The organism is Azorhizobium sp. AG788 (assembly GCF_943371865.1).
GTDB lineage: Bacteria > Pseudomonadota > Alphaproteobacteria > Rhizobiales > Xanthobacteraceae > Azorhizobium.
On record NZ_CALRWL010000054.1, the window covers coordinates 22871 to 42798 of the forward strand.

Consider the following 19928-nt stretch of genomic DNA (forward strand, 5'->3'; position numbering starts at 1 on the left):
CTCTGTAAAAGTCAAAATTATCGCCCTCTCGGCCGTCTGCGTGATGGCATCAACAGGGGCACTGGTGGCTTACGGCATCTATTCCGCCGATCAGACATCGAAGTTCGTCACAACCAATGTTGAAGGGTTGCTGGATCGCACCAGCAAGGAATCTTTGCAGCGCCTGGCATCTGCTCAGGCATCGATTGTCCAGACGGAAGTCGACTCCGCCTTTGACGCGGCCCGCACCATGGCGCGCAGTCTGGAAGTCATCGCGGCGAAGCCCGAGGAGGCCGGTTCCTCCCCCATCCTGCGCCGTGCCCAACTCAATGCCATGCTGCTGGGGGTGCTCAAGGACAATCCCCGTTTCAACGGCACCTATAGCGCCTGGCTGCCCGATGCGATCGACGGCATGGATTCCAGCTTCGTCGGCCGCAAGGACATCGGCTCGGACGCCACCGGCCGGGCGCTGCCCTATTGGACCCGCGATGCGGCGGGCAAGATCGCTGTGCAGCCGCTGGTGGAATATGACAGCCGCGACCTGCACCCCAATGGCGTGATGAAGGGTGGCTGGTTCATCGGCCCGCAGACCAATGGCAAGGAGAGCATCCTCGCGCCCCTGGCCTATATCGTCCAGGGCAAGCCGGTGTTTCTGGCCACCATGTCGGTTCCCATCAAGGTCAACGGCGCCTTCGCCGGTGTCGCCGGCGCGGATTTCGACCTCTCGTTCCTGCAGGCTTTGGCGGAAAAGGTCGATGCCTCGGTCTATGGCGGCAAGGGCGCGGTGGCCATCGTCACCAATGCCGGCCTCGTGGTGGCATCCAGCGCCAATCCCAAGGCCATCGGCGGACCCTTCAGCGCCATCGAGCCGCAGGCCGACAAGGACATGGCCATCCTGCGCAACGGTGAGGCCGCGGTGCGGGAGGATGCCGAGCGTGGCATGCTGAAGGTCTACGCCCCCATCGCGTTGGGCCGGACCGGCGCCGCATGGTCCATCACCATCACCGTGCCGCAGGCTCTGGTGATGGCGGACGCCATGCATCTGAAGGCCGCGCTGGCGGAGCGGGCCCGCACCGATCTGTTCTGGCAGGTGATGTCGGCCATTGCCGTGACCGTCCTCGCCTTCCTCGCCATGGCCTTTGTGGCGCAAGGGGTGGCCGGACCGATCCTGCGTCTCACCACGGCCCTGCGCCGCATGGCGGGCGGCGAGCATATCGGCGAGATTGCCGGTGCCAGCCGCAAGGACGAAATCGGCGACATCTCCCGCGCCGTGGATCAGATCCGCCTCGGCCTTGAGGAAGAGGGGCGTCGCAAGGCGCTGGAGACCGAGCAGGCCCGGCTGCGCCAGGATCAGGAGCGCCGCGCCACCATGATGACCTTGGCGGAAGGGTTCGAGAGCGCGATGGGCCAGGTGGTCAACCAGGTGGGGGCGGCATCGAACCAACTGTCCGGCGCGGCCGGTACCATGGCCTCGGCGACCCAGCGGGTCGCCAGTGAATCGGAGACCGCGGCCACCGCCTCGCAGAGCGCCTCGTCCAATGTGCAGACGGTCGCCTCGGCGGCGGAAGAACTGGCTTCTTCCATCGAGGAGATCAAGCGGCAGGTGGACGAGTCCGCCCGCATCGTGGCCACGGCGGCCACGGAGGCGGACTCAACCGCCGGCAAGGTGCGCGCCTTGTCGGTTTCCGCCGGCAGGATCGGGCAGATCGTGGATCTGATCCGCAACATCGCCGGTCAGACCAATCTGCTCGCCCTCAACGCCACCATCGAGGCGGCCCGGGCGGGAGATGCCGGAAAGGGCTTCGCCGTGGTGGCGGCGGAGGTCAAGCAACTGGCCGACCAGACCTCGCGGGCGACGGCGGACATTGAATCCCAGGTCTCCGAGATCCAGGTCTCCACCGAGGCCTCGTCCACCGCCATCGTGGCCATCATCACGGTGATCGAGCGTATCAACCATATCGCCACGGCCATCGCCACGGCGGTGGATCAGCAAGGGGTCGCGACCCGCGAGATCGCGCAGAACGTCGCCTTGGCGTCGCGGGGAACGCTCCAGGTGACGGAGAATATCTCCGGCATCAATGGCGCCGCGGCAGAGTCCAGCAATGCGGCGACCGACGTGCAGGGCGCCGCCGAAAGCCTCGCGGAGCAATCGCGCACCTTGCGCACGGTGATGGACCGCTTCCTGGAGACGGTCCGCGCCGCCTGAGGCGATCGCGGCCCGAAGGCGCCTCCCGCCGACGCGGGGGGCGCCTTCGGCGTTTCAGACCACCGCGGCAGGGAGAGGCTGGCCGGAAAAATGCGCGTCGAGATTGGCCAGCAGCAGGCGGGCCATGTCGGCGCGGGTCTCGTGGGTTGCGCTGGCCATGTGCGGGGTCAGCACCACATTGGGCATGTCCCACAAGGCCCGTGGCACCCGCGGCTCATCCTCGAACACATCCAGCGCCGCCCCGCCCAATTGGCCGCTGACGAGCGCGGCGACCAAGGCGGCCTCGTCCACCAGCGATCCGCGGGCCACATTCACCAGCACGCCGTTGGCGCCCAGCGCCGCCAGCACCGGGGCATCGATGATATGGCGGGTGTCCGGGGTGGCGGCGGCGGCGACGATCAGCGCATCGCAGTGGCTCGCCAGGGCCAGCGGGGTGTCATGGAAGGTGTAGGGCACATCCTGACGGGTGCGCGAGGCGTAGGAAATGGGGCAGTCGAACGCCTCCAGCCGCCGGGCGATGGCCCGGCCGATGCGCCCCAGCCCGAAGATGCCGAACCGCCGCCGCGACACCTTGCGCCCCAGGCCAAGGTCGCCGGAGGGCCATTGCCCGGTGCGCACATGGTCATGCCCGCGCACGATCTGGCGCAGCAGGCTGATGGACAGGCCGATGGCCAGATCCGCCACGTCTTCGGTGAGCACGTCCGGGGTATTGGCGACGCGGTAGCCGCGCGCCTTGGCGACCGTCAGGTCCACCTTGTCGTAGCCGACGCCATTGATGGCGACGATCTCCAGCCCGGGCAGGCGTGCCCCCAGTTCCGGCGGCAGGCCGAGATGGCCCCCCGTGACCACGCCGCGGATCGCCGCGCCATGGCTGGCGAGGAAGGCCTCGCCATCGGCCATCTCGAACCAGCGGTGCAAGGTGAAGCGCTCCGCCAGCGCCGCTTCCAGGGTGGGCATGAACGGGCACAGTTGCAGGATGTCGGGCTTCATGGCGGGGTCTTTCTGGCGGCCTGGGGCGGGCGGGATCACTTCACGTCGGATTTGACGAACTGGCGCAGTTCCGGGGTCTGCGGGTCGGCGAACAAAGTGGGGGAGGGGCCCTGCTCCCAGATTTTGCCCTGGTGCATGAACACCGTGGTGCTGGCCACCCGGCGGGCAAAGCCCATCTCATGGGTCACCAGGATCATGGTCATGCCGTCGCGGGCGAGCTTTTCCATGACGTTGAGCACCTCTTCGGTGAGTTCCGGATCCAGCGCCGAGGTCACTTCGTCGAACAGCATCACCTTGGGATGCATGGCCAGGGAGCGGGCGATGGCGACGCGCTGCTGCTGGCCGCCGGACAATTGGTCCGGATAGGCGCCGAACTTCTCCGACAGGCCCACCAGGTTCAGCACATCCTGCGCCACCGTGCGCGCCTGGGCGGCGGAGACGTTCTTCACGATGCGCGGGGCCAGCATGATGTTCTCGCCCACGGAGAGGTGGGGGAACAGATTGTAGCTCTGGAACACGATGCCCACTTCGGTGCGCAGCGCCCGCAGCTTGGCCTTGTCCTGCGTCACCTCATGGCCGGCGATCTCGATGCGGCCGGACTGGATGGTCTCCAACCCGTTGATGCAGCGCAGGAGCGTGCTCTTGCCCGAGCCGGAGCGGCCGATCAGCGCCACCACCTGGCCCGCTTCCACATTCAGCGAGACGCCCTTGAGAACCTCGACCGCGCCGAAGCTCTTGTGGACCTCTTCAATGCGCACTTCCGACATGTAACTTCCTCTCGAGCCAGCCCGACAGGCGGGACAGGGGATAGCAGACGGCGAAATAGATCAGAGCCACGGTCAGGAAGACCCGGAACGGCTGGAACGTTGAATTGTTGATCAATTGCCCGGCGCGGGAGAGTTCCACGAAGCCGATGATCGAAGTGATGGAGGTGTTCTTCACCACCTGCACCGCGAAGCCGGTGGTGGGCGGCAAGGCGATGCGCATGGCCTGCGGCAGGATGATGTGGCGGAACTGCTGATAGCGGGTCATGCCCAGGGATTCGGAGGCTTCCCATTGCGGCTTGGCCACCGACTGGATGCAGCCGCGCCAGATCTCGCCCAGATAGCCGCTGACATAGACGCTCATGGAGATGCTGGCCGCCACCAGGGCCGGCAGCTGGAAGCCCATCAGGCTGAGTCCGTAATAGGACAGGAACAGGATCATCAAGACCGGTGAGCCCTGGATGATCTGGATATAGAGACCAGACAGGATCCGCAGCACCCGCAGCTGCGACACCCGCAACAAAGCGATGACGAGCCCGGCGATGCTGCCGAAGGTGAGCGCGATGGCGGTGAGCACCAGCGTCCAGCGCAGGCTCTCCAGCAGGAAGATGAGGTCGTTGAGGCCGAAGCTTCGCAGGATCATCTTTAGGCCCCTTCGATGGCGGTGGCGGGGGCGAGGGTGGGGCGGCGGCGGAAGGCCAGCCAGCCGATGAGCGCGAACACCCCGCGCAGCACCACGGAGAGCGCCAGATAGATCAGGGTCGCCACCACATACACTTCGAAGCTGCGGTAGGAGGTGGATTCGATCTGCGCCGTGACCGCCGAGAGTTCCTCGGTGGAGATGGCCGAGCACACGCTGGAGGCCAAAGTCATCAGCACGAACTGGCTGCACAGGGACGGATAGACCTTGGCGATGGCCGGGGCGATGATGATGTGGCGGTAGATCTGGAATGAGGTCAGCCCCAGCGACTGGCCGGCCTCGATCTGCGACTTGTGCACGGCATCGATGCCGGCACGGATGATCTCCGCCGAATAAGCGGCCAGATTGAGCGTCATCCCCACCAAGGCAGCGACGGTGGCATCCACCCGTATTCCCAGGGCCGGAAGGCCGAAGAAGATGATGAACAACTGCACCAGGAACGGCGTGTTGCGCACCACTTCCACATAGAATTTGATCGCGCGGCCAATCCAGCCGCCATACATGGAGCGCAGCGATGCCAGCAGCGTGCCGATGATGGTGCCGAGCACGATGGAGGTCACGGACAGCTCGATGGTGAGCAGCAGTCCGCTGAGAAGCTCATCGCGATAATTGGCGATGACCCCGAACTGAAAAGTATAAGGCACGACGTCCCCCATGGCTCCGGGCGGGGAGCGCGCGCAGCAGGTTGCGCGCGCTCAGGCTTTCGGACGCAGATGAGCGGCAAGAAACCGAACGCTCAGACTGAACGGTCAGAAGGTGTCCAGCGGCGGCAGGGGCGTGTCGGTCCACTTGCGGTAGAGGGTGTCCAGCTCGCCGCTCTTCTTCATGAAGTAGACGGTGTTGTTGAGCCACTGCAGCAATTCGAAATCGCCCTGGCGCACCGCCATGGAATTGCCCTGGGCATAGATGCTGAAGCCAGTGACGAGCTTGGCGCCGGGGTTCTGCTTGGTCACCGATTGCACTAGGGTCTCGGGCAAGGCCGCAGCATCGATCTGGCCTGACAGCAGGGCCTGGGTGACGATGGAATCGTCATCGAACACCACCACGCTGATGCCACCGGCCCGGCGCAGCGCCGCTTCCTGCGGCGAGCCGCGATTGGCGCCCACCTTCTTGCCCTTCAGATCGTCCAGGCTGGCAGCCTGTTTGCCGCCGGAGGTCACCACCACCATGTTGAAGGCATTATACGGCATGGTGAACATCACCGAGCGGGCGCGCTCGGGGGTGGGATTCAAGGTTGCCACCAGGAAATCCACGCGGCCGGTCTGCAGTGCGGGAATGCGCGCCGGCGGGGTGAGGGCCACATATTCCGCCTTCACGCCCAGATACTTGGCCAGCAGCACCGCCACGTCATAATCGTAGCCGGTGGGGTTGCCCTTGTCGTCGACCATGCCCATGGGCGGGCCGCCGATCAGCACGCCGATGCGCACGGTGCCGCGCTGGACGATCTCGTTGAGCGTGACGGCCTTGGCGCTCACCGCGCCCATGAGGGTTGCGGCGCCGAGGCCTGCGGCGAGCACGAGGGCGCGTGTCCTGGTCAGGATGGTCATGTTTCCTCCCTTGGTGTTGGTGTTTTGATTGTGCTGGTGCCGCGTTGGCGCGCGGCTTATGGGGCGCCGGCCGGCGCCTATGAGTTTGTCAGGGATTGGAGTTTGTCAGGGAAAGGCGGGACCCGGTTTCCCCGAAAAGACAAACTCCAACACAGACCTTGAGTGCCTGTCTGGTTCAACATGAACCTGACGTGCCCTAAAGGGTGGCGAGAACGCCGCCGTCCACATACAGAACTTGGCCGTTGACGAAGTCCGAGGCGCTGGAGGCCAGGAAGATGGCGGCGCCCTGCAATTCCTCGGTGCGCCCCCAGCGGCCGGCAGGGGTGCGGTTTTTCAGCCAGGCGTCGAACTCGGGATTCTCGATGAGCGCCTGATTAAGAGGCGTGGCGAAATAGCCGGGGCCGATGGCGTTGATCTGGAGGCCGTGGCGGGCCCAGTCGGTGCACATGCCCTTGGTGAGATTCTTCACCGCGCCCTTGGAGGCGGTGTAGGGGGCGATGGAATAGCGCGCCGCCTCGCTCTGCAGGCTGGCGATATTGATGATCTTGCCATGCTTGCGTGAGATCATGTGCCGGGCCACCGCCTGGCCCACATAGAACACGCTGTCGAGATTGTTCCGCATCACCTCGTGCCAGGTTTCGACGGAATAATCCTCCAGCGGCCCCCGGCGCTGGATGCCGGCATTGTTGACCAGGATGTCGATGGCGCCGATCTCGGCCTCGATCTTGTCGACGCCGGCCCGTACGGCCATGTGATCGGTAACATCGAACGGGGCGGTGAAGGCGGTGACGCCCTTGGCGGCGAGGGACGCGGCGGCGTCCGCCAGCTTGGCTTCGTCCCGTCCGTTGAGCACCACCCGCGCCCCGGCGCGGCCCAGACCTTCGGCAAGAGAAAGCCCAATCCCTTGGCTTGAGCCGGTGATCAGCGCCAAACGGCCGGTGAGGTCGAACAATTGGATCGACATGATGCTCCCTAGATCCGCCTCCAGTCCGGTGCCCGTGCGGCCGGCTGAAGTGCTTTTTTGCTTGTGCTCGGGATAGAGCATGGTATCGATAACAAAACAAGAGGCCGCCGGAGTCAATGGCCTCGCATACCGGGGAGACGAGATGCGCGCCGCTGTTCTGCATGCCGCCAAGGATTTGAGGATCGAGGATGTGCCTGAGCGGGCGCTCGGCGCCGACGAGGTGCGCGTGCGCTTCGGCGCCGGCGGCATCTGCGGCTCGGACCTGTCCTATTATTTCAAGGGTCGGGTGGGCGATTTCGATGTGCGCCAGCCGCTCATCCTCGGCCATGAGGTCTCCGGCACGGTGGAGGCGCTCGGCACTTCAGTGTCCGGCCTCGCCATCGGCGCGCGGGTGGCGGTCAATCCCAGCCGGGCCTGCCTCACCTGCGATTATTGCCGCGCCGGGCGCGGCAATCTGTGCCGCAACATGCGCTTCTTCGGCAGCGCCGCCATCTTCCCCCATGTGCAGGGCGGCTTCAGCGAAACCCTCATCGCCCGTGCCGATCAGTGCGTGCCGGTGCCCGATCACGTGTCCATGCGGGTGGCCGCCTGCGCCGAGCCGCTGGCGGTGGCGGTGCATGCCTGCCGGCGGGCGGGCGAACTGGCCGGGCGCAGCGTGCTGATCGCCGGCGCCGGCCCCATCGGCATCCTGCTGGCGCTGGTGGCCCGGCGCATGGGCGCGGCCTTCATCGCCATCACCGATCTGGTGGAGGCGCCGCTGGCGGTGGCCCGCGCCGCCGGCGTCGATGAGACCATCTGCGTCGCCACCGCCCCGGAGCAATTGGAGCGTTACGAGGCCGACAAGGGCTATTTCGATATCGCCTTGGAAGCCACCGGTTCGCCGCAGGCGCTGGCCTCGCTGTTCAAGGTGGTGCGGCCGGGCGGTCGTGTGGTGCAGGTGGGCATGATGCCGCCGGGCGTCATCCCGGTGCCGGCCAACATCCTCATGGCCCGCGAGATCGACTTCGTCGGCGCGTTCCGCTTCCACGGTGAGTTCCAGACCGCGGTGGATTATCTCTCCCGCGGGCTGATCGACGTGACGCCGATCCTGTCGGCCGACATGCCCATGGGCGAGGCCGACGCGGCCTTCGTGCTGGCGGCGGATCGCAACCGGGCCATCAAGGTGCATCTCACCTTCTAGCGGCCGGCGTGCCTCGCGTTTGCGCGCCGGGCCTCCGGCGCATCCCCATCCGTTCAGGGAGTTCCCCCATGTATACCCGTTGCGCCATTTTCGAGGGCCAGATCACCCCCGGCCGCGAGGACGAGTTCTTCCGCCTGGTGGAAGAGCGGCTGCTGCCGCTGTGGAAGCAGATGCCCCATGCCACCGCGGTGCGGGTGCTGCGCGGCGAGCGCCGCGATGCGGACGCCCCGCCCATCGCCATGATGCAGGAGATCGACTATCCCTCGCTGGATGCCATCGATGAGGCGCTGTCCTCGCCCATTCGCACGAAGGCGCGCGCGGTGACGGAGGAGATCGTGAAGCTGTTCGATGGCCGCTTCTATCATATCGTCTACCGCCGCCAGGCCGAAGGCTGAGGCGCACCCTTATGTCCCCCCAGGCCCGCAAGCCGACCATGCGCGATGTCTCGCGTCTGGCCGGCGTGTCCACCATGACCGTGTCGCGGGTTCTGGCCGATCCTGAAACCGTGGCGGCGGAGACGCGGGCCCGCGTCCTCGCCGCCGTGGAGCAACTGGGCTATGTGCCCGACCGGGTGGCGGGCAGCCTGTCGTCGCGGCGGACCAATTTCGTTGCCGCCATCCTGCCGACCCTGACCAATGCCAATTTCGCCGACACCGCCCATGCCCTCACCGAGGTGCTGCGACCGGCGGATTATCAATTGCTCATCGGCTACACCATGTATCGGTTGGAGGAGGAGGAGCGCCTCATCCGCGCCATGCTGCCGCGCCGACCCGATGCCGTCGTGCTGGCCAGCTGCCATCACACCAAGGCGGCGCACCAGCTGCTGGTGCGCGCCGGCGTGCCGGTGATCGAGATCTGGGAGACCGCCACCCAACCCATCGATCATGCGGTGGGCTTTTCCAATTATGACGTGGGCCGCGCCGCCGCGCGGCATCTGATCGATCTGGGCCACCGCCGCATCGGCGCGCTGGGGCCGGGGCAGGCGGGCGCGGCACGCGACTATCGCGGCGAGGACCGCATGACCGGCTTTGCCGCCGCGCTGCGCGAGGCCGGACTGGCGGACGATCTGGTGATCCACCACGGCGAGGTGCCGGTGGGCTTCGATCATGGCCGCCAGGCGCTGGGCGAGGTGCTGGCGCGGGCGCCGGATGTGGAGGCGGTGTTCGCCGTCTCGGATATTTCCGCCTGGGGCGCGCTGATGGAATGCCAGCGCCGGGGCATCCGCGTGCCGCACGATCTCTCGCTCATGGGCTTCGGCGATTTCGACATCGGCCGCCAGTGCGTGCCGGCCCTCACCACCGTGGGGGTGGATGCGCGGGCCATCGGCTCCCGCACCGGGGAGCTGCTGATGGCACTGCTGAACGGCACCCATGCGCCGGAGCCGGAGATCATCGACATGGGGTTTCGCCTGATCCCGCGCGAGACAACCGCCCAGGCTTCCCGCCGGCGGGCGCGCAAGCCGGCCAAGGGGGCCTCCTGACATGACCAAACCCATCGGCATCATCGGCGTCGGGGTGATGGGCGGCGCCATCGCCACCCGGCTGCTGGCCCGGGGCCATCAGTTGATCCTGCGCGACATGGACCCGGCCAAGCTCGCGCCGCTGCTGGCGCAGGGGGCCGTCGCCGCCGCCTCGGTGCCGGAACTGGTGGGGCAGGTGGATGTGATCACCACCAGCCTGAATACGGCGGAAATCGTCGAGGTGGTGGTGTTCGGGCCGGAGGGCATCGCCACCGCCGCGCGTGCCGGCCAGACGCTGATCGACATGTCGAGCATCGACCCGAAGGCCACCGCCGCCATGGCTGCGCGCCTTCATGCCGAGACCGGCATGGATTGGGTGGATTCCCCGCTCTCCGGCGGCGCCCCCGCCGCCCTTGAGGGCCGTCTCACTCTGATGATGGGCGGCAGCGATGCCGCCGTGGAACGGGCGCGCGCGGTGCTTTCGGATGTGGCGGCCAACATGACCCATATGGGGCCGTGTGGTGCCGGGCAGACCACCAAGCTCATCAACCAGGTGCTGTGCGCCTGCAATTTCCTGGCGGTGGCCGAGGCCACGCGTCTGGCGCTGGATGGCGGCGTGGATGCGGCCAGCATTCCGAAAGCCCTGGCCGGCGGGCGGGCGGATTCGCGCATCCTGCAGGAGTTCATGGGCAAGATGGCCGCGCGCGACCTCACCCCCACCGGGCGGATCGACAATATGCTGAAGGATCTGGAGGCGGTGCAGCGCTATGCCATGGCGCTGCGCACCCCCATGCCGCTGACCGGGCTGGTCACCGATCTGCACCGCATGATGGTGGCCGCCGGCATCGGCCCGGAAGATAGCGCCGCCTACATGAAGATGTTCGATTTCGGCCGCGCGCCGCAGGCGTAAGGCGGCCTACCACACCGGGGGCGTGGTGATCCACAGCACGCGGGTGCGCCCCTCCGCCAGATTCTTGAACTTGTGCGGCAGGGCGCTCTCGAAGCTGAAGGCATCGCCGGCGCCCAGGCGATAGGCGCTGCCGTCCACGAACAGTTCCAGCAGGCCTTCCAGCACCAGCCCGCCTTCCTCGCCTTCGTGATTATAGGCGTCCTCGCCGGAGCCGCCGCCGGGCTCCAGCGTGATCTCCATGATCTGCAAGGCGCCGGTATCGTTGGCGGTGAGAAATTCCTTCACGAAGCCCTTGGTGCCGAAGTCCACCCGGCGGCGCTGGTTCACCCGCACGATGCGCCGCGCCTCCTGTTCCACGCCGGCCTGGGTGCCGCCGAACAAGGCATGCACCGGCAAGTCCAGCACGCCGCAGATCGCCCGCAGGGCGCGCACGGAGGGCGAGGAGATCCCGCGCTCGATCTGGCTCAACAGCCCGACAGAAATGCTGGCGCCATCGGCCACCTGCTGCAGGGAAAGCCCGCGCACCTGACGTGCCTCGCGCACCGCCCGGCCGAGGGCGCGATCATCCGCGGAAATGTCCGGAACGGAGGGGGGCGCCGGAGGGGGCGCGGCGGGCGATGTCATGGGACGGAGGGACGTTTTGGCTTCATGAGAGTGAAATTAGCGCATCCGCTTGGCTTTGAGAAGACAGATGGATGGGCTTTGCACGCGCTTCTTGTGTCGGCACGACGCGCAAATTTCATGCAAGTGAAAAATTGCCCGCAAATTCTATTGCTGGGGTTAGACGTTTCATTATAGTGGAAATGCGCCGTGCCGCCCTTGGGCCGCGCGCTGCGCCGATCTCTGCCGGCGTCCGGCATCGCCTCTGGGTGAGGAGAAACACCATGTTTCTAAAGCAGTTCGCCGTATGCGCCGTGGCGGTGGGATTGGCGCTCGCGACGCCGGTACAGGCACAGGAGACGGTGCGGGTCGGCGTGACCGCCACCGGCGTCCCTTTCACCTTCGTGGATACGGCCACGCAGCTGCCCACCGGGGCCATGGTGGATCTGGCCCGCGCCATCGTCGAGGACAACGGCCTGAAGCCTGCGTTCGAGCTGACGGCCTTTTCCGCTCTCGTGCCGTCGCTCTCCACCCACAAGATCGACCTGATCTCGGCCGGCATGCTGGCCACTGACGAGCGCCGCAAGGTCGTGGATTTCAGCGACCCGGTCTATACGTATGGCGAGGGCATGTTCGTGGCAGCCAACGCCAAGGACTTCACCATCGAAGATCTGAAGGGCGCGACGGTGGGGGCGCAGATCGGCACCACCTTCGCGGATTCGCTCAAAGCGCTGAGCGTGTTCGGCGAAGTGAAGCTCTATGATTCCATCGCCGACATCATGCGCGACGTGAAGCTGGGGCGGATCAAGGCCGGCTTCGGCGACCAGCCCATCGTTGCCTACCAGATCACCAAGAATCCCGATCTCGGCATTCGCCTGGTCAAGGGCTACAAGCCGCTGAAGGAAGGCGGCGTGGCGCTGGCGGTGGCCAAGGACAATCCCAAATTGCTGCAGCAGGTCAACGCCTCCATCGCCAAGCTGAAGGCGAACGGCCAACTGGCCAAGATTTTCGCGGCCTACGGCCTGTAGCAGCTGCGCGCGACGCCCCTGGCATGTGCCGGGGGCACGGCGGTAGGAGAGACGGTCCATGGCGACATTCTTCGCGCAAGCGACCCAATATCTGCCGTTGCTGCTCAAGGGGCTGTGGCTGACCATCGCCGTGACGGTGCTGGCGCTGTGCCTGTCCACGGCGCTGGGCCTGCTCTGGGCCTTGCTGCGCACCTCCGGCATTCCGGCGCTGGCGACCCCCACCCGCATCTTCATCGAGCTGCTGCGCGGCATCCCGATCCTGGTGGTGCTGTTTTACATCTATTTCGTCATGCCCGAGATCGGGCTGGACCTCACCGCCTTCCAGGCCGGCGTCATTGGTCTGGCGCTCACTTACTCCTGCTACATCGGCGAGACCTTCCGCGCCGGGATCGAGGCGGTGGATACCGGGCAGGTGGAAGCGGCGAAATCCATCGGCATGAAGCGCCCCTTGATGATGCGCCGGGTGATCCTGCCGCAGGCGTTCAAGATCGTGCTGCCGCCTTATGCCAACAATCTGGTGATGCTGCTGAAGGATTCCTCCCAGGTCTCGGTCATCTCGGTGGCGGAACTGACCATGCAGGGCAAGATGCTGGCCTCCTCCACCTTCAACAACACCACCATCTTCACTTTGGTGGCGCTGCTCTATCTGTGCCTGACCATTCCGCTCAACCTGTTGATGCGGCGCCTGGAACTGGCCATGGGGAAGGCGCGATGATCCGGTTCGAAGGGGTCCATAAATCCTTCGGTGCCCATGAGGTGCTCAAGGGCATCGATGCCCGCATCGGCACGGGCGAGGTGGTGTGCCTGATCGGGCCGTCGGGCTCGGGCAAGTCCACCTTGCTGCGCTGTGTGAACGGGCTGGAGACCTATCAGAGCGGGCGGATCACCGTGGATGGCGTCCGGGTGGACACCGCCTCCCGCACCATTCACGACATCCGCACCCGCGTCTCCATGGTGTTCCAGCGCTTCAATCTGTTCCCCAACCGCACGGCGTTGGAAAACGTCATGGAAGGCCCGCTGTTCGTGCTGAAGCAGGACCGGGCCGAGGTGCGGGCGCGCGCGGAAGCGCTGCTGAACCGCGTCGGCCTCGGGGCGAAGATGCAGGCTTATCCGCAATCGCTCTCCGGCGGCCAGCAGCAGCGGGTGGCCATCGCCCGCGCCTTGGCCATGCAGCCGAAGGCGATCCTGTTCGACGAGCCCACCTCCGCGCTCGATCCAGAGATGGTGGGCGAGGTGCTGCAGGTGATGCGGGCGCTGGCCGAGGAGCACATGACCATGCTGGTGGTCACCCACGAGATCCACTTCGCCCGCGAGGTGGCCGACAGCGTGCTGTTCCTCGACGGCGGCACCATTGTGGAGCACGGCCCGGCCAAAGAGATGCTGCGCCATCCCAAGCACGAGCGCACGCAGGATTTCCTGCGCCGCGTCACCCATCCGGTCTGAGCCCATGAGCCAAACACATCCCGTTGCCTCCATCTGGGCCGCCACCGCGACCCCCGCGCCTGAGACGCCGGCTCTGGCCGGCGATCATCGCGCCGATGTGACGGTGATCGGCGCCGGTTTCACCGGCCTGGCGGCGGCCCTGCGCCTCGCCCAAGGCGGCGCGACCGTGCGGGTGCTGGATGCGGGCGCACCGGGGTTCGGCGCCAGTGGGCGCAATGGCGGGCAGGTGATCCCCGGCCTCAAGCTGGACCCCGATGCGCTCGATGCCCAGTTCGGCGAAGCCACCACCGATTTCGTCGGCCGCGCCGCCGACGTGGCGTTCCGATTGATCGAGACCCACGCCATCGCCTGCGAGCCGCGGCGCAGCGGCTGGATCCAGGCGTCGGTGAAGACATCGCATCTGCCCACCCTGGAGCGGCGCGCGGCCGCCTGGGCCAAGCGCGGCGCGTCGGTTGAGGTGCTGGACGCTGCCGCCATGGCCCGCGCCACCGGCGGCACCGGCTTTGCCGGTGGCTGGCTGGACCGCCGCGCCGGGGCACTGCATCCGCTCAATTATGCCCGTGGATTGGCGCGGGCGGCGCTGGCGGCAGGGGCGCAGATCCATGGCGCCAGCCGCGCCACCCGCCTGACACCGCAGGGCAAGGGCTGGCTGGTGGAGACGGAAGCGGGCGCACGCGTCACCAGCGATCAGGTGGTGCTGGCCACCAATGGCTATACGGATGGGTTGTGGCCGGGCCTGCGGGCAACCGTGATTCCCGCCCACAGCTTCCAGGTGGCGACACAGCCGCTCGATGCCGCGCTGCTGGCGCAGATCCTGCCCGGCGGCAGCGTGGTGTCCGATACGCGGCGGATCGGCAATTATTTCCGCATCGGCCCCGGCAATCGCCTGATGATGGGCGGGCGCGGCTCATTCGCCGAACCCCGTTCGGTGGCCGACTATGGCCGCATCATCGCCGCCCTGCACGCCATCTTCCCGCAAAGTCGGACATTGGGGTTGGAGTTCCAATGGGCGGGCCGGGTGGCCATGACCCCCGACCACCTGCCGCACATCCACCGGCCGGCGCCGAACCTCACCATTGCGCTGGGCTACAACGGCCGGGGTGTGGCCCTGGCCAGTGCCATGGGCGACGTGATCGGCGCCCATCTGCTGGATCCCTCGGTGCGGCTGCCGCTCACCGTCAGCCCGTTGCGGCCGCTGCCGCTGCACGGTTTGCACCCGCTCTATGCCACCGCCGCCATCTGGTACTACCGGCTGCGGGATGCGCTGGAGCGCTGATCAGCAACCGGTCAGCCCAACGGATCGACCACCGCGCCCGCATTCATGGTGTTGGCCGGATCGAACGCGGTCTTGATGCGGCGCATGAGGTCGCGCCGGGTCGGGTCGGAATAATGATCCAACAGATGGCGTTTGAAGCGGCCGACCCCATGCTCGGCGCTGAAGGTGCCGCCCAGGCTGGCGGAGATATCATAGAGCTGCGGCGCCAGTTCCCGGTCGATGCGCGCCGAGAAGGCCAGCCGGTCTTCGCCCGGCGGCACCAGCACGTTGTAGTGCAAATTGCCGTCGCCCACATGGCCGTAGAACGACAGCCGCAAGCTGGGGTCGTAGGCAGCCACCGCGGCGCCGCCCCGCGCGATGAATTCGTTCAGCTCCGAGATCGGCACCGAGATGTCGTGTTTCACCGAGCCGCCGGCCTTCTTCTCGCCCTCGGGAATGGTCTCGCGCAGGCGCCACATGTCGGCGCGCTGGCGGTCGCCTTGGGCCAGAAACGCGTCCGTCACCCAGCCCTGCTCCACCATCTGCTCGATGGTTCCGGCCAGGATCTCCTCCACCGGCACGCGGGCGGAGGCGGCGGAGAGTTCCACCAGCAGCACGCCGCCGGGGCCGCACCCGAGGCCGGCGGCGGCGGGATCCGCGCGCACCAGATCCAGGGTGCCGGGGGTGATGTATTCGAACGAGGACACCAGATCGGCGGTCTCCCGCCGCACCAGCGCCAGCATCTGCGCCAAAGGTGGCGCGTCCGCCAGTTGCAGCCAGCCGGTGGCGTGGTGGGTGGGAGCGGGGATGAGCTTGAACACCGCGCCGGTGACGATGCCCAGCGTGCCCTCGCCGCCGATGAAGCTCTGCTTCACGTCATAGCCGGTGTTGTTCTTCCGCAGCCGGCGCATGTCGTTGAGGATGCTGCCGTCCGCCAGCACCGCCTCGATGCCCAGCGCCAGATCCCGCGTCATGCCGTAGCGCAGCACGGAAAGACCGCCGGCATTGGTGCCGATGTTGCCGCCGACCCGGCAACTGCCCTCTGAGCCGAGGCTCATGGGCAGCATCAGGTTTTCGCTGGCGGCGGCGGCCTGGGCATCCACAAGGATCACGCCCGCATCCACCGACAAGGTGAAGCCCAGCGGATCGATGCTGCGAATGCGGTTCATCCGCTCCAGGCTCAGCACGAACTGCCGACCGCTGCGGTCCGGCGTGGCGCCGCCGCAATAGCTGGTGTTGCCGCCCTGCGCCACCACGCCGAGGCCCGCGGCGGCGATGATCTTCACTGCCGCTGCGACCTCCTCCGTCGAGGCGGGGCGCAGCACGGCAGGGGTGGTGCCTTGGACGAATTCCCGCTGATCCACCAGATAGCGCGCGGTCACGTCGCCGGCGGTGACGACGCCGGACGGGCCGAGAAGCGCACGCAGCGCGGCGAGAGTGGCGTCAACGGGCATGGATGGGCTCCGCGGGAGTGTGGCAGGGCGTTCGGGGCCGATCAGGAACCGGCGCGTGTTCGTCATGGTCCGGTGCGCCGCTGCTTTCAAGGCCGAAGTCGCGGCCGGTGGAAGTGGGCGGGGGCGATGACGTCATATTCGTCAAAGACGCGGGGCGTGCGAGGACCTACCGCTGCCAGGGCCAGACCCTCAGCCCACCCGTTACGCCGGAACCGCGCCATGAGCCTCATCGATACCCGCCGCCACCAGATGTTCCCGGTGCTTGAGGGAGCGCAGCGGGAGACCGCGCGGCGCTTTGCCAGCGCCCCGGAACGCACCTTCGCGGCCGGCGAGGCGGTGTTCAATGTGGGCGACGTGGACACCTCCATGTGGTTCGTGACCGCGGGCGCGGTCGATGTGGTGCGCCGGGATGGCCTGGGCCACCAATGGCCCATCACCACCATGGGTCCCGGCGAATTCACCGGCGAAGTCAACCAGCTGGCCGGGCGCGCCTCCCTGGCGGCCGCCACCGCAGGGCCGGAGGGGTGCACCGCGTTTCCGGTGGACCCCAGCCATCTGCGGGCGATGGTGATCGGCACGGCGGAACTGGGCGAGGTGGTGATGCGCGCCCTGATCCTGCGGCGGGTGGGGCTGATCGAGGCGGACGGCTCGGGGGCGATCCTGATCGGCCGGCCGGGGCAGGCGGACCTGGTGCGCCTGCAAGGCTTTCTCACCCGCAATGGCGATCCGTTCACCACCCTTGACGCCACCGACGACGAAGCCGGCCGGGCCATCGTGGAGCGCCTCGGCATTTTGCCCGAGGAGCTTCCCCTCATGGTGTGCCCGTCGGGGACGGTGCTGAAGCGCCCGAGCAATGAGGAGGCGGGCATTTGCCTCGGCATCACCCCCAAGCTGGACCCGGCGAAGGTCTATGACGTGGCGGTGGTGGGCGCCGGTCCCGCCGGCCTGGCCACCGCGGTCTATGCCGCCTCCGAGGGCTTGAATGTGCTGGTGCTGGACCAGCGGGCCATCGGCGGACAGGCAGGGGCCTCCGCCCGGATCGAGAATTATCTGGGCTTTCCCACCGGCATCTCGGGCCAGGCGCTGGCGGGCCGCGCCTATGTCCAGGCGCAGAAATTCGGCGCGGAACTGGCTCTGCCGCTGGAGGTGAAATCTCTGCATCGCGGCAGCGTCGGCGGTGCGCCGCTGATGCTGGACCTGTGCAATGGCAACAGCGTCCAGGCACGCACCGTGGTGGTGGCATCCGGTGCGCGCTATCGGCGGCCGGACATCGACAATCTCGCCACCTTCGAGGGCGCGGGCATTTCCTATTGGGCCTCCCCGGTGGAGGCGCGCCTGTGCGCCGGGGAGGAGGTGGTCCTGGTGGGTGGCGGCAATTCCGCCGGGCAGGCGGTGGTGTTCCTGGCGCCGAAGGTGAAGCAACTGCATCTGGTGGTCCGCGGCACCGGGCTGGAGGCCTCCATGTCGCGCTATCTCATCGACCGCATCGCCGCTCTGCCGAATGTGGAACTGCACACCGGTACCGAAGTCAGCGCGCTGGAGGGCGACCGCCAGAGCGGGCTGGAGCGCGTGGTGTTGCGAGATCGCGCCAGCGGTGCCGTGCGCACCTATGCGGTGCGGCATCTGTTCCTGTTCATCGGCGCCGATCCCAATGCCGGCTGGCTGACCGGTCAGGTGAAAATGGACAAGGGCGGCTTCATCATCACCGGCGATCCCCGCATCACCGGCACGGATGGTCAGGCGCGCCCCGCGGCGCCGCTGGAGACGGACCAGCCGGGGGTCTTCGCCATCGGCGATGTGCGGGCGGGCTCCACCAAAAGGGTGGCGGCCGCCGTGGGCGAGGGCGCCGCGGTGGTGGCGCAGATCCATGCCTATCTGGCGGCGCAAGCCGAGGGAGCCCACCCTCCGGGCTGACGGCATGGGGCGCATCGGCATCGATGCATGCGGCAACCGTCCCAAACACCTCGCGATCAGACAAGACCGGGTCGGTGCGTTTGCGCACAGTCCACCGGGCGATCGGCGATTCACGTCGTTTCGTCACAGCCAGGCTGTCCGGACTGCCGGGGTCGCCGTGCGCCCTGCGTCCATCGTCTCGCACACCCCATTGTCTCAAGGACGCTCCATGCCCCTGACCGCGACCCCCACTCCCGGCGCCACCCTGGTGACGCCGAAGGATCACACGCTGATCATGATCGACTTCCAGTCGCAGATGTCGTTCGCCACCAAGTCTATCGACACGACGCTGCTGCGCAACAACGCTGCTCTGGTGTCCCGTGGCGCCGCTGGCTTCGGGGTGTCCACCATCCTCACCACGGTGGCCGTGAACACCTTCTCCGGCCCCATGTATGACGAAATCACCGACGCTTTCCCCGGTCAGGCGCTGATCGACCGCACCTCCATGAATACCTGGGAAGACGCCAACGTCATCGCCAAGGTGAACGAGATCGGCAAGGACCGCATCGTCCTGGCGGGCCTGTGGACCTCGGTGTGCATCGTCGGCCCGGCGCTCTCCGCCATCGACCAGGGCTTCCAGGTCTATGTGATCGCCGATGCCTGCGGCGACATCTCCACCGAGGCCCATGACCGCGCCATGGACCGTATGGTCCAGGCCGGCGCCCGGCCGATGACGGCGCTGCAATATCTGCTGGAACTCCAGCGCGATTGGGCCCGCACCGAGACCTATGACATGACCACCGGCATCGCCAAGAAGTGGGGCGGCGCCTACGGCCTCGGCATCACCTATGCCAAGACCATGTTCGGCGCCCACGAGGGCTGAGCGATCCGCCCTCAGGCGGACATTGCCATATCGCAGAGCGCACCCGCTGGTGCCCGGCTTCCGAGCCCGGCGCCGGATGGGCTGCGCTCGTGCGCATTGACCATGAACCATGCCCGCCCGAGGCGGCGAAGGGAGCGCAGACCATGCCGACACCGGACGCCACCAAGCCGCCGGCATCCGCCGCGCCTAGCAGCAGTTTCGCGCCGCTGCGCCAGCCGGTGTTCGCCATCATCTGGGCGGCCACGGTGCTCGGCAATACCGGCAGCTTCATGCGCGACGTGGCCAGCTCCTGGCTGGTCACGGATCTGTCCGGTTCGCCGGCGGCGGTGTCGCTGGTGCAGGCGGCGGGCACGCTGCCCATCTTCCTGCTGGCCATACCCGCCGGCGTGCTCTCGGATATCCTGGATCGCCGCCGCTTCCTCATCGCCGTGCAGATCCTGCTGGCGGCGGTCAGCGCCACCTTGATGCTGCTGTCCTATGGCGGCCTGCTCACGGTGGGGCTGCTGGTGGGGCTCACCTTCGTCGGCGGCGTCGGCGCGGCGCTGACCGGGCCCACCTGGCCGGCCATCGTGCCCGAACTGGTGCCCAAGTCCGACATCAAGAACGCCATGGCGCTCAACTCGCTGGGCATCAATATCGCCCGCTCCATCGGCCCGGCGGCGGGCGGCCTGCT

Annotated in this window: 20 protein-coding genes; 12 read left to right on the forward strand and 8 right to left on the reverse strand. The window is 67.2% G+C overall.

Going from position 1 to position 19928, the window contains the following annotated elements; all coding sequences use genetic code 11:
* Positions 1-43: 43 nt before the first annotated feature.
* Entirely contained in the window at positions 44-2185 is a 2142-nt protein-coding gene (locus tag AAG816_RS23220; protein ID WP_341992083.1) for a methyl-accepting chemotaxis protein, read from the forward strand.
* Positions 2186-2239: 54 nt separating this feature from the next.
* Here the strand turns inward: AAG816_RS23220 and AAG816_RS23225 are convergent, their stop codons facing one another.
* The 6 genes from AAG816_RS23225 to AAG816_RS23250 form a co-directional block, all read right to left on the reverse strand.
* The gene (locus AAG816_RS23225; RefSeq protein ID WP_341992065.1) at positions 2240-3175 is read right to left on the reverse strand and encodes a 2-hydroxyacid dehydrogenase; all 936 of its coding nucleotides are present in this window, start codon (positions 3173-3175) and stop codon (positions 2240-2242) included.
* Between the two features lie 35 nt (positions 3176-3210).
* A complete protein-coding gene (locus tag AAG816_RS23230; RefSeq protein ID WP_341992066.1) occupies positions 3211-3942 on the reverse strand; it encodes an amino acid ABC transporter ATP-binding protein in 732 nt (243 codons plus the stop codon).
* On the reverse strand, positions 3923-4582 hold the full coding sequence (locus tag AAG816_RS23235) for an amino acid ABC transporter permease (protein WP_341992067.1): 660 nt from the start codon (positions 4580-4582) through the stop codon (positions 3923-3925). The genes AAG816_RS23230 and AAG816_RS23235 overlap by 20 nt, the downstream gene beginning before the upstream one ends.
* Positions 4583-4584: 2 nt before the next feature.
* Positions 4585-5283, reverse strand: a complete 699-nt coding sequence (locus AAG816_RS23240) for an amino acid ABC transporter permease (protein ID WP_341992068.1) — start codon at positions 5281-5283, stop codon at positions 4585-4587.
* A 105-nt stretch (positions 5284-5388) separates the two neighbouring features.
* Positions 5389-6186 (reverse strand): transporter substrate-binding domain-containing protein, encoded by a 798-nt coding sequence (locus tag AAG816_RS23245; protein WP_341992069.1) that lies wholly within the window; start codon positions 6184-6186, stop codon positions 5389-5391.
* Positions 6187-6382: 196 nt separating this feature from the next.
* Positions 6383-7150 (reverse strand): SDR family oxidoreductase, encoded by a 768-nt coding sequence (locus AAG816_RS23250; RefSeq protein WP_341992070.1) that lies wholly within the window; start codon positions 7148-7150, stop codon positions 6383-6385.
* A gap of 142 nt (positions 7151-7292) precedes the next feature.
* Here AAG816_RS23250 and AAG816_RS23255 point away from each other — a divergent pair, with 142 nt between their 5' ends.
* The 4 genes from AAG816_RS23255 to AAG816_RS23270 all read left to right on the forward strand — a co-directional run bounded on the left by AAG816_RS23255 (position 7293) and on the right by AAG816_RS23270 (position 10699).
* Complete coding sequence (locus tag AAG816_RS23255) at positions 7293-8330, forward strand: L-idonate 5-dehydrogenase (RefSeq protein ID WP_341992071.1); 1038 nt, start codon at positions 7293-7295, stop codon at positions 8328-8330.
* Between the two features lie 68 nt (positions 8331-8398).
* The gene (locus AAG816_RS23260; RefSeq protein ID WP_341992072.1) at positions 8399-8725 is read left to right on the forward strand and encodes a hypothetical protein; all 327 of its coding nucleotides are present in this window, start codon (positions 8399-8401) and stop codon (positions 8723-8725) included.
* Between the two features lie 38 nt (positions 8726-8763).
* A complete protein-coding gene (locus AAG816_RS23265; RefSeq protein ID WP_341992084.1) occupies positions 8764-9810 on the forward strand; it encodes a LacI family DNA-binding transcriptional regulator in 1047 nt (348 codons plus the stop codon).
* Position 9811: 1 nt separating this feature from the next.
* The gene (locus AAG816_RS23270) at positions 9812-10699 is read left to right on the forward strand and encodes an NAD(P)-dependent oxidoreductase (RefSeq protein WP_341992073.1); all 888 of its coding nucleotides are present in this window, start codon (positions 9812-9814) and stop codon (positions 10697-10699) included.
* Positions 10700-10705: 6 nt separating this feature from the next.
* Here AAG816_RS23270 and AAG816_RS23275 read toward each other — a convergent pair whose 3' ends face one another.
* Positions 10706-11323, reverse strand: a complete 618-nt coding sequence (locus AAG816_RS23275; protein WP_341992074.1) for a cupin domain-containing protein — start codon at positions 11321-11323, stop codon at positions 10706-10708.
* Positions 11324-11583: 260 nt separating this feature from the next.
* Between AAG816_RS23275 and AAG816_RS23280 the strand changes: the two genes are divergently transcribed.
* From AAG816_RS23280 to AAG816_RS23295, 4 genes are read left to right on the forward strand one after another with little or no spacing between them, the layout of a single operon-like run.
* Entirely contained in the window at positions 11584-12327 is a 744-nt protein-coding gene (locus AAG816_RS23280) for an ABC transporter substrate-binding protein (RefSeq protein ID WP_341992075.1), read from the forward strand.
* A gap of 58 nt (positions 12328-12385) precedes the next feature.
* Positions 12386-13042: an amino acid ABC transporter permease gene (locus AAG816_RS23285; protein WP_341992076.1), complete on the forward strand. Its 657-nt coding sequence runs from the start codon at positions 12386-12388 to the stop codon at positions 13040-13042.
* Complete coding sequence (locus AAG816_RS23290; RefSeq protein WP_341992077.1) at positions 13039-13770, forward strand: amino acid ABC transporter ATP-binding protein; 732 nt, start codon at positions 13039-13041, stop codon at positions 13768-13770. Before AAG816_RS23285 ends, AAG816_RS23290 begins: the two co-directional genes overlap by 4 nt.
* 4 nt (positions 13771-13774) lie before the next feature.
* A complete protein-coding gene (locus AAG816_RS23295) occupies positions 13775-15046 on the forward strand; it encodes an FAD-binding oxidoreductase (RefSeq protein WP_341992078.1) in 1272 nt (423 codons plus the stop codon).
* A gap of 11 nt (positions 15047-15057) precedes the next feature.
* Here AAG816_RS23295 and AAG816_RS23300 read toward each other — a convergent pair whose 3' ends face one another.
* Positions 15058-16479, reverse strand: coding sequence for an FAD-binding oxidoreductase (locus AAG816_RS23300; RefSeq protein ID WP_341992079.1), 1422 nt, complete (start codon positions 16477-16479; stop codon positions 15058-15060).
* Between the two features lie 219 nt (positions 16480-16698).
* Here AAG816_RS23300 and AAG816_RS23305 point away from each other — a divergent pair, with 219 nt between their 5' ends.
* From AAG816_RS23305 to AAG816_RS23315, 3 genes are all read left to right on the forward strand, one after another.
* The gene (locus AAG816_RS23305) at positions 16699-18393 is read left to right on the forward strand and encodes an FAD-dependent oxidoreductase (protein ID WP_341992080.1); all 1695 of its coding nucleotides are present in this window, start codon (positions 16699-16701) and stop codon (positions 18391-18393) included.
* Between the two features lie 208 nt (positions 18394-18601).
* A complete protein-coding gene (locus AAG816_RS23310; RefSeq protein WP_341992081.1) occupies positions 18602-19255 on the forward strand; it encodes a hydrolase in 654 nt (217 codons plus the stop codon).
* 143 nt (positions 19256-19398) lie between these two features.
* A partial coding sequence (locus AAG816_RS23315) for an MFS transporter (protein ID WP_341992082.1) occupies positions 19399-19928 on the forward strand: 530 nt, incomplete at its 3' end.